Genomic DNA, 13,610 nt, shown 5'->3' with positions numbered 1-13,610 from the left:
CCATGCTGCAGCGAGTCAAAAAGATAGACGGTGTGATTGTTGTTGTGCTGCTTATGCTGATGGCTGTCAGTATCTTATCGATATACAGTGTGACGCACGGGCGGGATGAAGACGGGATGCACCTGCAGATGATCCGGTGGTACGGGCTGGGGTTTGTGGCTTTTTTCGGATTGTCTTTGTTTAATTACCGCCTGCTTGTTAAACTTGCGCTCTACATTTATATAGGAGGCGTAGGGATTCTGGTGCTTGTGAGTCTTTTTGGGACGGTGAAGTATGGGGCGAAGGGCTGGCTTAGTGTGGGATCCTTCAGCTTTCAGCCTGCCGAACTGTTTAAGCTGGTGCTCATTCTGGCGCTAGCCTCTCTGCTGGTCCGTAAAAATAAAAGCCAGCTCCTCTTTTGGCGCGACGTTGTGCCGCTGAGTCTGGTGGCTCTGCTGCCATTCGCGGTGGTTATCAGCCAGAATGACCTGGGCAATGCGCTTAGCTATATGGTTATCCTGGTGGGCCTGCTGTGGATCGGCCGGATTAAATGGACCCATGCGCTGATTGGCCTGATGATTGCCGGGTTTGCACTCTTGGGCTTCATCTACAGCTATATCCATTATCACGAGCAAGTGACTGATTTTATGAGTACAACCATCGGCCGCGAGCATTTCATCAAACGCTTTGACCCTTGGCTCGTGCCCGAGCTGGCAAGCAGTGATGACAGCTATCAGACACGCAATGCCAAAATAGCGATCGCCTCAGGCGGAATGAGCGGGGAAGGGTATCTGCAGGGTGGATCCGTCCAGTCGAATAAAATTCCGGTGATCTACTCGGATGCGATCTTTGCACAGATTGCGGAAGAGTTCGGGTTCATCGGGGCCTCGCTGCTCCTGCTGCTGTTTTTTATTCTGATTCACCGGATGATTCTGATCGCCCTGGAGTGTAAAGACTGGGCAGGCCCGTTTCTGATTATCGGCATCGTGGCCATGCTGCTGTATCAGATCCTTGAGAACATCGGCGCATACATCGGACTTATGCCGCTGACTGGCATTACACTTCCGTTCATCAGCTACGGAGGCACCTCGGTTGTCATTAATATGGCCAGCATGGGCATTGCCATGAGCGTGCTGCTTTACGGACAGGATGTTGAGGAGGAACTGCCGGCACCTGCCTTGCATTTCTAACCGGCCCTAAGTCCACTGGCACCTTAGTAAACTTTTAATAGATTGCTAGGTTTGCAGTCTCTCTTCTCCGGACATACTGAAGACATAAGAGGTTCAGGGAGAGGGGCTGCAGGAAATGAGATTCATATCGCAGGAGAGACAGGATTCCTTACGGGTAACTTTTAAGTATACTGCTATTTTATTTTCTTTTTTGATGGTACTTATGATGGTTTGGGAAGGACAAAAGAGTGATGCTGCTGTAGCGGAGGTTACGATTCCGCAGGAATCCATCCGCCTGCGTATTCTGGCGAATTCGGACGGAGCTGCAGACCAGCTGGTCAAACGCCAGATCCGCGACAAAATTGTTGAACAGATGAACCAGTGGGTCTCCGCTCTTGAAGATCCTCAGAGCCTGGAGCAGGCACGGGCCTTGATCAGACGCCATCTGCCGGAGCTGAATGAACTCGTGGCCGGAGAACTTCAGAAGAGAGGCATCGGGTATGATTATAAAGTTGAGCTGGGCGTTGTTCCTTTCCCGACCAAGATGTACGGAGGAACCGTGTATCCGGCAGGAGATTATGAGGCTGTGCGCGTTACCCTCGGCGCAGGGCAAGGACAGAATTGGTGGTGCGTGCTTTTCCCGCCGCTCTGCTTCATCGATGCAGGATCCGGTGATGCTGCTGCTAAGGGAACGGAAACTGCTTCTGCCGCAGCGGCAGAGGATGGCAGCAAAGGCGGAAAGATAGCTGCTTCAGACAAAGGGACTGTCCAAACCGTTTCTGCCGCTGGAAAAGCTGCGGACGGGGAAGCAGAAGCTCCTAAGGTGCGATTCTTCCTCTGGGAGATGCTGCAGAATCTGTGGAACTGGATCAGCGGGTTGTGGGCTTGAGTCACCGTTAATATAGTTGTGGTGCAGAAGGGAGTGGCGGTTCCACCTGGTGGAGCCGTTTTTACGTTGCGCCCCTAAGACATCGTATCCTCTCATGTTCAGTCATGATTGTCCCCTTGTCCGCATATCGTTGTTGTACAAGACTTTCGGACTTTGGGGGTATGGGCATGGCGGGGGTTTATGCTGGGTGGGGCCAGATTGTAACAATTGCCATTATGGCAATCGCACTGGGGATGGATGCATTTTCCCTCGGCGTAGGGATCGGGATGAAAGGCATCCGTCTTTTGCATGTGCTGCAGCTCAGCCTGCTGATTGCTTTTTTTCATGTGCTGATGCCGCTGCTTGGCTTGTTTACCGGCAGTTATGTAGGCCACTTGCTTGGACAAGTCACAACGTATGCCGCAGGCGGGTTGCTTCTGCTGTTGGGCGGACATATGGTGTTTAACTCTTTTCGGAGAGAGGACAGCAGCAGGGCGATAGATCACGGGACGTTCTGGGGAATGCTGCTCATTTCGCTTAGTGTGAGTGTGGATTCCTTCTCCGTGGGTGTGTCCCTTGGAATGTTTGTGAATAGCATAGTTCTAACTGTATTAGCATTTGGGTTATGCGGCGGCGTTATGTCCATTACCGGTCTATTGCTGGGAAGGCGGGTCAGCCGCGGACTGGGCGATTACGGGGAAGCGCTGGGCGGGGCAATTCTTCTGGCGTTTGGCTTGCTGTTCATCTTCTGATACAATAACGGCAAAAGATTTTTTAATTCATCCTTTCATGGAGGTGGAAAGCATGCTGCATATTTTATTCGTCTGCACCGGAAATACGTGCCGCAGTCCTATGGCCGAGGGACTCTTGCGGAAGCTCGCGAAGGAGCGGGGAATCGAGCTGGAAGTGCGGTCTGCAGGCGTTTCAGCCATTTCCGGCACTTCCGTATCCAGACATGCCGCAGCCATTCTGCGGGACGAAGGAATCAATGATCATATGAGTTCTACCCAGCTTAGCGCGGAGATCGTGAATTGGGCTGATCTGGTGCTGACGCTGACTGGCGGTCATAAACGGCATCTGCTTCAGTATTTCCCGAGCGCAGTATCTAAGACGCATACGCTCAAAGAATATGTCTATAATGAAGAAGCTGTGAATGGTGATATCAGGGAGCTGGACAGCCTGTATGCAGAAGCAGAGCTGAACCTGGCACTGGGCAAGGAGCCGAAGTCGGCCGATTTGCAGCGGATCATCGAAATCCGGCAGCGGATTCCAAGCTTCGATATTTCGGATCCGTTCGGCGGCTCCCGGGAAGATTATGAACTTACGGCGGCTGAGATCCGTACTGCATTATATAGTCTGCTCGACAAGCTGGAGTCCTTACGCCGTTTGTAAAGATGGTTGATTTTTCACGGGCTATCCTTTAAGATGTAATAAATATTACCCGGTTCCAGTGTAACTGGCGACAAGTGTGGATGAAACCACGATGGAGCACTGGAATAAACGGCCGGTCGCCTGGGCAAAAGAGCACATCCGCAGTTTGCTGCGGACTGCTCTTTTTTGTTTAAAATGTGAGTGTGTATGCGCTGAGGGAGGCGGAAGTGATGGAAGAAGTCATGAAGCAGGACTCTTGGGAAGAACGTGCAGCCGGTGGAATACCGGAACAAACGGAGGCTCCGGCGGGTGCGGAGCTTTCCTTGGCGGCGGCAACCGCTGCTGTAGTGGCTGAGCTTGCTGAAGCCGGTAAGCTCGGACCCGGCAAAATTCTGGTGGTCGGTGCCAGTACCAGTGAGGTTGCCGGTGTGCGCATCGGCACCGGAGGCGCTCTGGAAGTGGCACAGCAGCTGCTGCAGGGGATACGCCAGATTGCGGAGGAACGGGGATTTCATACGGTGTACCAGTGCTGCGAGCATTTGAACCGTTCGCTGGTTATGGAACGTTCCCTGCTGGAGTCCCTTGGACTGAGAGAGGTATCGGCTGTACCCGTGCCGGGTGCCGGGGGCTCGATGGCCGCTGCCGCCTACAGCTTCATGGCTGATCCGGTTCTGGCTGAGACCATCGAGGCCCATGCCGGGATCGATATCGGCGAGACGCTGATCGGCATGCATCTGCGCCGGGTTGCAGTACCCTTCCGGCCGAGCCTGCGCTACATCGGCTCCGCCAGAGTGAATGCAGCCTTTAGCAGGCCGCCCCTGATCGGCGGAGAACGCGCTGTATACCGGACGCAAGAGACAAGCGGTTCCAGACAGTGTGATTGAAGGAAATAGCGGAATTCAGATTGTTAAGAATTATAAAAACTAAGAGCTACTCAGGGAGGAAATAAGAAATCATGGAACAATTGCGCAAGAGTGACCCGGCAGTACTGGAAGCGATGGGGCTGGAGCTGAGCCGTCAGCGTGCTAACATTGAGCTTATTGCTTCGGAGAATATCGTCAGCGAAGCTGTAATGGAAGCCATGGGTTCTGTTCTTACGAATAAATATGCTGAAGGCTATCCGGGCAAACGCTACTATGGCGGTTGTGAAGATGTTGATATCGTAGAGAACCTTGCCCGTGACCGTGCCAAGCAGCTGTTCGGCGCCGAACATGCCAATGTTCAGCCGCATTCCGGTGCCCAGGCGAATATGGCCGTTTATCTGGCCGCTCTCAATCCTGGCGACACTGTTCTTGGTATGAACCTTGCTCATGGCGGTCATTTAACGCACGGAAGTCCGGTAAATGCCTCCGGCCTGCTGTATAACTTCGTTGCTTACGGCGTGCAAGAAGATACATTCCTGATTGATTATGATGAAGTGCGCAAAGCGGCCTTCAAACATCGCCCTAAACTGATTGTTGCCGGTGCAAGTGCATACCCGCGGACCATTGATTTCGAAGCGCTGGGTTCGATTGCTAATGATGTTGGTGCGTTGTTCATGGTGGACATGGCCCATATCGCCGGTTTGGTTGCTGCCGGTCTTCATCCGAGTCCGGTGCCTCATGCCCATTTCGTGACCACAACGACTCACAAAACTTTGCGCGGACCGCGCGGAGGGATGATTCTGTGCAGACAGCCTTGGGCTGCTGCCATTGATAAAGCGGTATTCCCGGGCTCGCAGGGCGGACCGCTGATGCATGTGATCGCGTCCAAGGCAGTATCGTTTGGCGAGGCACTGCAGCCGTCCTTTAAGACATATGCCCAAAACGTAGTGAAGAATGCCAAGGTGCTGGCAGAAACACTGATCGGTGAAGGGGTCAACATTGTTTCCGGCGGTACAGATAACCACCTGATGCTGCTCGATACCCGTAATCTGAACATCACAGGGAAAGATGCGGAAAAGGTACTCGATTCCATTGGCATCACTGTGAACAAAAACGCAATTCCATTTGATCCTACCAGCCCATTTGTAACGAGTGGCATCCGGATCGGAACCCCTGCGGTTACTTCCCGCGGTATGGACGAGCAGGCCATGGTAACCATTGGCCGGATTATTGCAAATGTTCTTAAGAATCCTAAGGATGAAGCGAAATTGGCTGAGGCTGCCCGTGAGGTAGCCGCGTTAACAGAGCAATATCCGATCTACCCGGGCTTGCAGTACTAAAATTCTGCCTGCGTCATTTAATGAAGCTGTATCTGCCTCCGCAAAGACTGTTTCTGGCAGTCTTTGCGGAGGCTTTTTGCTTTTCTGTGTGGTGTGCTGCATTCCCTGGGCAGGATGCAGCCGATTTTACACCGTACACCGGAATTTCCGTGCATAAAAGTTGCATAATGTTCACAATTAAAGCACAAAAAATGTCGAGAAATATTTTGAAATATCCATGAAAGTTCATGGAATTTTCATCAATAACGGTGAAAAAAGTGTGAAAAGTATTAAAAGTTCAAATCAGTACAAACTAAAGGCAGTTTATAACCAGAGGGATGGATGGGTTTCCTGAAATTTACTATGAGGGCCTGTTCGATTAAAGTTGCCTTTTCCCAGGCGTTACTTTCCCTTCGGAGGTGAAATACGCACCGGGTGATGATATAATAGACAAGATTTAGCCATGGAAGAAGCAAAAGCGCTTTCTACAGCTAACAAGACTTATAATTACCGGAGGGACAAGAATGGGAAAATTGGTGATTTGCGATCATCCTTTGATTCAGCACAAACTGACATTTATCCGCGATGTGCGGACCAACACGAAAGAGTTCAGAGAACATGTGGATGAAGTGGCTACACTCATGGCCTATGAGATTACACGCGATATTCCGCTGGAGACAATTACTGTACAGACGCCAGTGGCTGAAACACAGAGCAAAGTAATTTCGGGAAGAATGCTGGGTCTGATTCCGATTCTCCGCGCCGGCCTTGGAATGCTTGAAGGGGTTCTAAAATTGCTTCCTGCAGCCAAAGTGGGACATGTCGGCCTTTTCCGTGATCCGGATACGCTGCAGCCGGTAGAATACTACATTAAGCTTCCTACGGATGTGCAGGAGCGTGAACTGATCGTCATCGATCCAATGCTGGCAACCGGGGGCTCGGCCATTGCGGCAATCACCTCGCTGAAGAACCGCGGATGCACCCAGATCAAGATGATGAACCTGATAGCTGCTCCTGAAGGTGTTGCTGCTGTACAAGCTGCCCACCCTGATGTGGATATTTATGTGGCTGCGCTCGATGATCATCTGAATGATCATGGATATATTGTTCCGGGACTTGGGGATGCAGGAGACCGTTTATACGGAACCAAGTAATTAGCGACATAGTATTTATAGAACAAACGCGATAGATTGCTTATCTAGTAGAAGAGAGGTTAGGGGTTTATGTCCAAAATTAAAGTGATGACGATTTTCGGAGTGCGCCCTGAGGCGATCAAAATGGCGCCGCTGGTGCTCGAGCTGAACAGACACCCTGAGCATATTGAATCCGTGGTATGCGTAACCGCGCAACACCGTGAATTGCTGGACCAGGTGCTGGAAGTTTTCAAGATCGTTCCCGACTATGATCTGGACGTGATGAAGGACCGCCAGACGCTGAATGAAATCTCGATACGCGTGCTGGAGGGGCTGGAACCTGTACTTCGTGAAGCTAAACCTGATTTGGTGCTGGTGCACGGGGATACGCTGACGACTTTCCTGGCCAGCTATGCCTCCTTCCTGCAGCAAATTCAGGTAGGACATGTAGAAGCAGGACTTCGGACCTGGAACAAACTTTCCCCATATCCTGAGGAAATGAACCGCCAGCTGACTGGAGTTTTGGCAGATTTGCATTTTGCTCCAACCGATTGGTCAGCCGGCAATTTGAGACACGAGAACAAAAAAGAGTCAAGTATCTATATCACAGGCAACACCGTAACCGATGTGTTTCAATATACCGTACAGCCGGATTACCGGCATCCTGTATTGGATTTTGCAGCAGGAAAAAGACTCATTTTAATGACGGCGCACCGCAGAGAGTCTCAAGGCGAACCGCACCGTCATATTTTCCGTGCTGTCAAAAGAATCGCTGATGAATTTGAAGATGTAGCCATTGTTTATCCCGTGCATCCTAGTCCTGCAGTTAAGGAACCGGCTCATGAGATTCTGGGCGGGCATCCGAGAATTAAGCTGATTGATCCGCTGGATGTTGTTGACCTGCACAATTTTTATCCGCATACCCATCTGATATTGACCGATTCCGGCGGCCTGCAGGAGGAAGCTCCCTCCTTTGGAGTTCCCGTGCTTGTGCTGCGTGATACAACCGAGCGCCCGGAAGGGATCGAGGCCGGAACATTGGAACTGGTGGGGACGGACGAGGAGAAGGTGTATCAACGGACACATGCTCTGCTGACTGACCAGGATTTATATCAGTCGATGAGTCGGGCCGCCAACCCGTATGGAGACGGCAAAGCCTCCGAGAGAATTGTCAATGCGATTTTACACCATTTCGGAGCCGTTGAAGAACGTCCGGAGGAATTTCACAGAATGTTCACAAAGTGAACGTTGAGGCTGTGAAATGATATTTTGAAATGACCAAAATCAACATACAGTAAAACTGTACGGTTTATATGGTTTTGGAATGTTTTGCTGTGATTATTTTCATACTTTCATCCGAAAAACCCCCGATTTTCGCTGGATTGACAAACTCTTGTAACATTCAGTAAAATGAATGGGACTTCTAAGGATGTGTTCAAATGAAGGGTCCTGAACCCCCCTCAGATCCGCAGAAACAAACGGGAAAAGCACTCAAAGCCATGAGTCTCGTCAGTGCCGTCGGCATTGATTTGGCCGCCTTTACTTTAGGGGGCTTTTTCTTGGGGAAATGGCTTGACAGCAAGTGGAACAGCTCCGGAATTGGAGTGGCGCTGGGTGTCGTTTTGGGTGTTCTGTGTGGAATAACAGGTATCGTCTTCATTATTAAAGCTGTCATGGAGGAAAGTGATGGATGATTTGTCCCGGTACCGTAAGGTATTGGCGTTGGCAACACTTTGCTTCGTGGTTGTTTGCGTTCTGGCTGCGGCTTTATCCCCGGATGTCCGGAGTATAGCTTTGGGTTTGGCGCTTGGCGGAGCGATTGGCTGCATCAATGTGACCTACCTCGGCTATAAAGTCCGGCAAGTGGCGGATACCATGGCTGGCGAAGGCAAGAGGCGTGTAAGCCTGGGTTTTATGACCCGCGCTGCACTGAGTCTCTTAGGTGTAATGGTAGCCTTTAAAGCGCCGCAGGTTTTCAATATGATTGCGGTGGCTGGTGGTTTGCTCTTGGCTCCAATTCTTCTTATTATAATAGGGATTGGGTTTTCGCGTAGAGAAAGATAAAGGCTGCAACGGAGAAAGGGGTGAGAAACATGCATAAATCACCAGTTATTATGCTAGGCGGCTTACATATCGACCTTTCTATCGTGCTCATGCTATTAGTAACTTGTACCATTTGTTTAGTACTCGGACTTTTAGCTACGCGCAACTTGTCGGTCGAGAATCCCGGTAAGCTGCAGAATTTCCTGGAGTGGGCAGTTGAATTCGTTCAAGGACTGATTTCCAGCACGATGGATTTGAAGAAGGGCAGACCTTTTCTTTCTTTGGGTCTTGCGCTGATTATGTTCCTGTTTGTAGGTAACTTGCTCGGACTTCCGCTAGGTGTGGTTACGGATTATCATGATGCGGAACACGCCAAGATTTTTGGCAAGCAAATCGAGCCGGTCGTGAAGGAGCTTGACAGGCTTCACGCAGCTGCAGATCCTGCTTCCCATGAAGAAATCGAAGTGGGGGTTGCCTGGTGGAAATCACCGACAGCTGATCCAGCCGTTGCTATGGGGCTTGCGGTAATGATCTTCCTGCTCTCGCACATTCTGGGGATTACCCGCAACACCAAAAATTACTTCAAACACTATTTCGAGCCTTACCCGTTCTTCTTCCCAATCAATCTGATTGAGCAGGTGTCGAAGCTTTTGACACACGGTATGCGTCTATTCGGTAACATCTTTGCCGGAGAAGTACTGATATCGGTTATCCTCAAATTGGCTGCGCTTGGTGTAGGAGGCTGGATTGCTTCTGTGCTCGGCTTGATTGTGTGGCAAGGCTTCAGTTTGTTCATCGGTACTATTCAGGCGTTCATCTTCGTTATGCTGACCATGGTGTATTTCTCGCAAATGCTGGAAACCCACGACGAGCACTAACTTAGAGAGGCGCAAAGAGTTAAGATTTATGCCAAGGCGGAAGCATACTTCAGGTTTGGCTCATTAATACACACTAAAACATATCTTTGAGGAGGATTTACACAATGGGAGTTATGGCTTATTTGGCAGCTGCAATTGCAGTAGGTTTGGGAGCACTTGGTGCCGGTATTGGTAACGGTCTGATTGTCAGCAAAACAGTAGAAGGTATCGCCCGTCAACCGGAAGCGAAATCCACTCTGCAGACTACAATGTTCATCGGGGTCGCACTGGTAGAAGCCCTGCCGATCATCGGTGTAGTACTTGCTTTCATGTTCTACATTGGAGCTTAAGATTTACAAATGTTTGGCGGGGAAGGCAACAGCCCTCCGCGCCTTCTTTTTAGGCTATAAGAATGTATAAGTTTTCACCTTGAACGTGCAACGGAAAGGAGTGTCTAACATTGTCTTTTGTATGGGAATCTTCCGTGTTGGCTATCATTGCCTTCGGGATTTTATACTTTTTGCTGAACAAGTACGCTTTCGGGCCGCTGTTTTCCGTTATGGAAAAACGGCGTGAACTTGTGCTGCAGCAAATGGATGAAGCGTCCAAAACCAGAGAACAGGCTGTTTCTTATGTAGAAGAACAGAAGCAGGCTCTGCAGCAGGCGCGCCAGGAGGCACACAACATCATTCAACAATCGCAGGCTACGAGTAGCAATCAGGTTGACCGTATTCTGGAGCAGGCCAAGGCAGAAGCTAACCGTCTTAAGGACGAGGCTGTCCGCGATATTGAAAGCGAGAAAAACAAGGCGGTGGAAGCACTGCGCAGCGAGCTGGGAACAGCATCGGTTCGAATCGCTTCCAAGCTGCTTGAAAAAGAAGTTAAGGCTGACGGTGAACAGGAACAGCTTGTTGATCAATACCTCAAAGAGGTAGGAGGCCGATCATGAGCCGCGATACGGTAGTTGCCAAACGATATGCCAAAGCTTTGTACAGTGCAGCGGTGGAAAAAGGCATTACGCTTGAAGTGGAAGAACAGCTTAAAATGGTAGTTGAGGTGCTTCATCTCGACCTGGAAGTGAGACGGTTCATTCTTGCACCGCGGATCTCACAATCCGATAAGCTGAATGTACTGCGTACAGCGCTTCAGGGTAAAGTCTCTCCGACGGTGATGAACACGGTAGAGCTGCTGGTAGAGCGGGGCAGAACCGATATTTTTGCTGATCTGCTGGAAACGTACATCAAAATAGAAGGAGACGCCCTCGGCATTGGAGATGCAACCGTGTACTCCACATATGCCCTGAGTCAAGAAGAGCAGGACAGTGTTGCTGCAGAATTCAGCCAGCTTACGAACCGCAAAATCCGGGTTACGAATCTGATTGATAAAAGCCTGCTGGGCGGATTGAAGGTCGTGATCGGCGATACGCTGTATGACGGCAGTCTTTCCGGTAAGCTTGCGCGTCTCGAGAAATCTTTTAACGATAAGCATAGAAGATAGGGGTGAGGGTATTGGGCATCAGACCTGAAGAGATCAGCACTTTGATCAAAAGCCAAATTGAGCAATATAAAACCGATATCGAAGTGGCCGAAATTGGCACCGTCATTCAAGTCGGAGACGGTATCGCCCGTGTCTACGGTCTGGAAAACGCGATGGCAGGGGAACTGCTGGAGTTCTCCAACGGCGTAGTAGGCATGGCGCTCAACCTGGAAGAAAGCAACGTCGGTGTTGTTATCCTGGGTGAGTACACGGAAATCCGTGAAGGCGATCAAGTAAAACGTACAGGACAAATTATGCAGGTTCCGGTTGGCGATGCTATGCTGGGCCGTGTAGTAAATGCACTGGGACAGCCGCTTGACGGCAAAGGTCCAATTGCAACCACTGAATTCCGTCCTGTGGAACATAATGCTCCCGGTGTTATCGACCGTAAATCAGTTCATGAACCAATGCAGACGGGTCTGAAAGCGATTGACGCCATGGTGCCAATCGGCCGCGGACAACGTGAGTTGATCATTGGTGACCGTCAAACGGGTAAGACCGCAATCGCAATCGATGCGATTATCAACCAAAAAGGCAACGGCATGAAATGTATCTATGTTGCCATCGGACAAAAGCAATCTACAGTAGCACAGGTAGTGGAAACTCTTCGCCGTCATGGTGCGCTTGAGTACACAATCGTTGTAACAGCTTCGGCTTCCGAGCCGTCTCCGCTGCTGTATATCGCTCCATACGCAGGCTGCGCAATGGGCGAATACTTCATGTACAAAGGCGAGCATGTCCTCGTTATTTATGATGACCTTTCGAAGCAAGCTTCCGCTTACCGCGAATTGTCCCTGCTGCTCCGCCGTCCACCGGGCCGCGAAGCGTTCCCTGGTGACGTATTCTATCTTCACTCCCGTCTTTTGGAGCGTGCGGCTAAGCTTAGCGATGAGCTTGGTGGAGGTTCATTAACCGCGCTGCCATTCATCGAAACACAGGCATCTGACGTATCAGCTTACATTCCTACGAACGTAATCTCGATTACTGACGGCCAGATCTTCCTGGAATCCGACCTGTTCTATTCCGGTCAGCGTCCGGCGATCAACGTTGGTATCTCCGTATCCCGTGTAGGTGGTTCTGCGCAGATCAAAGCAATGAAGAAGGTTGCCGGCTCACTCCGTCTGGATTTGGCCCAATACCGCGAACTTCAGGCGTTCTCCCAGTTTGGTTCCGATCTGGATAAATCTACGCAAGCCCGTCTGAACCGCGGTGCACGTATGATGGAAATTCTCAAGCAGGGTGTTAACCAGCCGCTGTCTGTAGAACACCAGGTAATCAGCTTGTATACAGCTGTCAAAGGCCATCTGGATGATATCCCTGTCAAAGACGTAAGACGTTTTGAGAAGGAATTCCTGGCTTTTGTGGACACCAGCGCTGCCGGAATCGTTAAATCCATCGCGGATACTAAAGATTTGACTGCAGATAACGAAGCTGCCCTCAAAGAAGCTATTGATAAATTCAAAAAAGGCTTCGCGACGAGCTAATCGTTATACACATACAAAGTTAGTCTGAACCGGAGCTTTGGCGCTGCCAAAGCTTTGGGATATGCTTACGAAGATAGCTTTGACTTCGTCAAAGCTCTAAGGTGGTGAAATCATGGCAAGAAGCATGCGTGATATTAAACGTCAAATCAAGAGCGTTCAAAACACCAGACAGATCACAAAGGCAATGGAGATGGTAGCCGCCTCGAAACTCCGTAAAGCGCAGGAGAAAGCGGAAGCTGCCCGTCCTTACTCGCAGAAGCTGAAAGAGGTCGTCTCGAACATTGCTGCCGGTACACAGGGTGTTACCCATCCGATGCTGGTGAGCCGTCCGGTGAAGAAGACCGCCTATCTAATTGTTACCTCTGACAGAGGCCTCGCCGGCGGATACAATGCCAATATTCTGCGGAAGCTCACGTTGCTGCTGGCAGAACGGCATGCATCCAAAGATGAGTATGCTTTGTTCGTAATCGGCCGGAAAGGCCGTGACTTTTTACGCCGCCGTGAATACCCGATTGTAGAGGAAATCACCGAGCTGTCCGATACGCCGAAATTCTCCGACATCAAGTCGATTGCTTACTCAGCGGTTCAGCAGTTCGAAACAGGCGTGTATGATGAACTGTATATTTGCTACAACCGCTTCGTTAATGCCATCAGCCAGGTACCGACGGTTGACCGTCTGCTGCCAATGGATGCTGTAAGCGGAACGGATCACCACGAAGCAAGCGCAAGCTACGAATACGAGCCTTCACCGGAAGGTGTACTCGGAGTGCTGCTTCCAAAATATGCGGAAACGCTGATTTACAGTGCAGTTCTTGACGGCAAGGCCAGTGAGCTGGGAGCGAAGATGACAGCGATGGGCAGTGCCACGAAGAATGCGTCAAAAATGATCGGTGAACTCAGACTTACGTATAACCGTGCCCGTCAGGCGGCAATTACACAGGAAATTACCGAGATTGTGGCCGGAGCGAACGCGCAGTCTTAAGAATTA

General features: G+C 50.5%; 16 protein-coding genes and 1 riboswitch. All 16 genes read left to right on the top strand.

Features of this window, described 5'->3' with window-relative positions:
- The first annotated feature begins 2 nt into the window (after positions 1–2).
- The 16 genes from L6H70_RS16460 to atpG all read left to right on the top strand — a co-directional run bounded on the left by L6H70_RS16460 (position 3) and on the right by atpG (position 13,604).
- Positions 3–1,169: an FtsW/RodA/SpoVE family cell cycle protein gene (locus L6H70_RS16460; RefSeq protein ID WP_236334950.1), complete on the top strand. Its 1,167-nt coding sequence runs from the start codon at positions 3–5 to the stop codon at positions 1,167–1,169.
- A 115-nt stretch (positions 1,170–1,284) separates the two neighbouring features.
- A complete protein-coding gene (gene spoIIR / locus L6H70_RS16455; protein WP_236334949.1) occupies positions 1,285–2,037 on the top strand; it encodes a stage II sporulation protein R in 753 nt (250 codons plus the stop codon).
- Between the two features lie 167 nt (positions 2,038–2,204).
- A complete protein-coding gene (locus L6H70_RS16450; protein ID WP_423802839.1) occupies positions 2,205–2,768 on the top strand; it encodes a manganese efflux pump MntP in 564 nt (187 codons plus the stop codon).
- A gap of 52 nt (positions 2,769–2,820) precedes the next feature.
- On the top strand, positions 2,821–3,408 hold the full coding sequence (locus tag L6H70_RS16445) for a low molecular weight protein arginine phosphatase (protein WP_054942304.1): 588 nt from the start codon (positions 2,821–2,823) through the stop codon (positions 3,406–3,408).
- A 50-nt stretch (positions 3,409–3,458) separates the two neighbouring features.
- A riboswitch (ZMP/ZTP riboswitch) is annotated at positions 3,459–3,541 on the top strand.
- A 76-nt stretch (positions 3,542–3,617) separates the two neighbouring features.
- A complete protein-coding gene (locus L6H70_RS16440; protein ID WP_206102300.1) occupies positions 3,618–4,271 on the top strand; it encodes a TIGR01440 family protein in 654 nt (217 codons plus the stop codon).
- A 68-nt stretch (positions 4,272–4,339) separates the two neighbouring features.
- Positions 4,340–5,590 (top strand): serine hydroxymethyltransferase, encoded by a 1,251-nt coding sequence (locus L6H70_RS16435; RefSeq protein WP_279306768.1) that lies wholly within the window; start codon positions 4,340–4,342, stop codon positions 5,588–5,590.
- Positions 5,591–6,093: 503 nt separating this feature from the next.
- On the top strand, positions 6,094–6,723 hold the full coding sequence (gene upp / locus L6H70_RS16430; protein WP_036699222.1) for a uracil phosphoribosyltransferase: 630 nt from the start codon (positions 6,094–6,096) through the stop codon (positions 6,721–6,723).
- 69 nt (positions 6,724–6,792) lie between these two features.
- The gene (gene wecB, locus L6H70_RS16425; protein ID WP_206102298.1) at positions 6,793–7,947 is read left to right on the top strand and encodes a non-hydrolyzing UDP-N-acetylglucosamine 2-epimerase; all 1,155 of its coding nucleotides are present in this window, start codon (positions 6,793–6,795) and stop codon (positions 7,945–7,947) included.
- Between the two features lie 194 nt (positions 7,948–8,141).
- Positions 8,142–8,396, top strand: a complete 255-nt coding sequence (locus L6H70_RS16420) for an AtpZ/AtpI family protein (RefSeq protein WP_236334946.1) — start codon at positions 8,142–8,144, stop codon at positions 8,394–8,396.
- Positions 8,389–8,766 carry an ATP synthase subunit I gene (locus L6H70_RS16415; RefSeq protein ID WP_236334945.1) on the top strand — a complete coding sequence of 126 codons (378 nt, stop codon included), beginning with the start codon at positions 8,389–8,391 and terminating at the stop codon, positions 8,764–8,766. Before L6H70_RS16420 ends, L6H70_RS16415 begins: the two co-directional genes overlap by 8 nt.
- Positions 8,767–8,795: 29 nt before the next feature.
- Positions 8,796–9,623, top strand: coding sequence for a F0F1 ATP synthase subunit A (gene atpB, locus L6H70_RS16410; protein WP_236334944.1), 828 nt, complete (start codon positions 8,796–8,798; stop codon positions 9,621–9,623).
- Between the two features lie 104 nt (positions 9,624–9,727).
- Complete coding sequence (gene atpE, locus L6H70_RS16405; protein ID WP_019914999.1) at positions 9,728–9,952, top strand: F0F1 ATP synthase subunit C; 225 nt, start codon at positions 9,728–9,730, stop codon at positions 9,950–9,952.
- Positions 9,953–10,062: 110 nt separating this feature from the next.
- Positions 10,063–10,551: a F0F1 ATP synthase subunit B gene (gene atpF, locus L6H70_RS16400; protein ID WP_206102294.1), complete on the top strand. Its 489-nt coding sequence runs from the start codon at positions 10,063–10,065 to the stop codon at positions 10,549–10,551.
- Positions 10,548–11,099, top strand: a complete 552-nt coding sequence (locus L6H70_RS16395; protein WP_206102293.1) for a F0F1 ATP synthase subunit delta — start codon at positions 10,548–10,550, stop codon at positions 11,097–11,099. The genes atpF and L6H70_RS16395 overlap by 4 nt, the downstream gene beginning before the upstream one ends.
- 11 nt (positions 11,100–11,110) lie before the next feature.
- Complete coding sequence (gene atpA / locus L6H70_RS16390; protein ID WP_236334942.1) at positions 11,111–12,622, top strand: F0F1 ATP synthase subunit alpha; 1,512 nt, start codon at positions 11,111–11,113, stop codon at positions 12,620–12,622.
- A 112-nt stretch (positions 12,623–12,734) separates the two neighbouring features.
- The gene (gene atpG, locus L6H70_RS16385; protein ID WP_206102291.1) at positions 12,735–13,604 is read left to right on the top strand and encodes an ATP synthase F1 subunit gamma; all 870 of its coding nucleotides are present in this window, start codon (positions 12,735–12,737) and stop codon (positions 13,602–13,604) included.
- Positions 13,605–13,610 lie beyond the last annotated feature (6 nt).

Origin of the sequence: Paenibacillus auburnensis, assembly GCF_927798115.1 — a bacterium.
GTDB lineage: Bacteria > Bacillota > Bacilli > Paenibacillales > Paenibacillaceae > Paenibacillus_AQ > Paenibacillus_AQ auburnensis.
The sequence above is the reverse complement of the archived record's forward strand: the minus strand, read 5'-3'. Positions and strand labels throughout refer to the sequence as shown.

What these genes read in the sequence shown, in the direction of transcription:
- L6H70_RS16460 (WP_236334950.1), top strand. Translation starts at nt 3, where the DNA reads ATGCTGCAGCGAGTCAAAAAGATAGACGGTGTGATTGTTGTTGTGCTG.
- spoIIR (WP_236334949.1), top strand. Translation starts at nt 1,285, where the DNA reads ATGAGATTCATATCGCAGGAGAGACAGGATTCCTTACGGGTAACTTTT.
- L6H70_RS16450 (WP_423802839.1), top strand. Translation starts at nt 2,205, where the DNA reads ATGGCGGGGGTTTATGCTGGGTGGGGCCAGATTGTAACAATTGCCATT.
- L6H70_RS16445 (WP_054942304.1), top strand. Translation starts at nt 2,821, where the DNA reads ATGCTGCATATTTTATTCGTCTGCACCGGAAATACGTGCCGCAGTCCT.
- L6H70_RS16440 (WP_206102300.1), top strand. Translation starts at nt 3,618, where the DNA reads ATGGAAGAAGTCATGAAGCAGGACTCTTGGGAAGAACGTGCAGCCGGT.
- upp (WP_036699222.1), top strand. Translation starts at nt 6,094, where the DNA reads ATGGGAAAATTGGTGATTTGCGATCATCCTTTGATTCAGCACAAACTG.
- wecB (WP_206102298.1), top strand. Translation starts at nt 6,793, where the DNA reads ATGTCCAAAATTAAAGTGATGACGATTTTCGGAGTGCGCCCTGAGGCG.
- L6H70_RS16420 (WP_236334946.1), top strand. Translation starts at nt 8,142, where the DNA reads ATGAAGGGTCCTGAACCCCCCTCAGATCCGCAGAAACAAACGGGAAAA.
- L6H70_RS16415 (WP_236334945.1), top strand. Translation starts at nt 8,389, where the DNA reads ATGGATGATTTGTCCCGGTACCGTAAGGTATTGGCGTTGGCAACACTT.
- atpB (WP_236334944.1), top strand. Translation starts at nt 8,796, where the DNA reads ATGCATAAATCACCAGTTATTATGCTAGGCGGCTTACATATCGACCTT.
- atpE (WP_019914999.1), top strand. Translation starts at nt 9,728, where the DNA reads ATGGGAGTTATGGCTTATTTGGCAGCTGCAATTGCAGTAGGTTTGGGA.
- L6H70_RS16395 (WP_206102293.1), top strand. Translation starts at nt 10,548, where the DNA reads ATGAGCCGCGATACGGTAGTTGCCAAACGATATGCCAAAGCTTTGTAC.
- atpG (WP_206102291.1), top strand. Translation starts at nt 12,735, where the DNA reads ATGGCAAGAAGCATGCGTGATATTAAACGTCAAATCAAGAGCGTTCAA.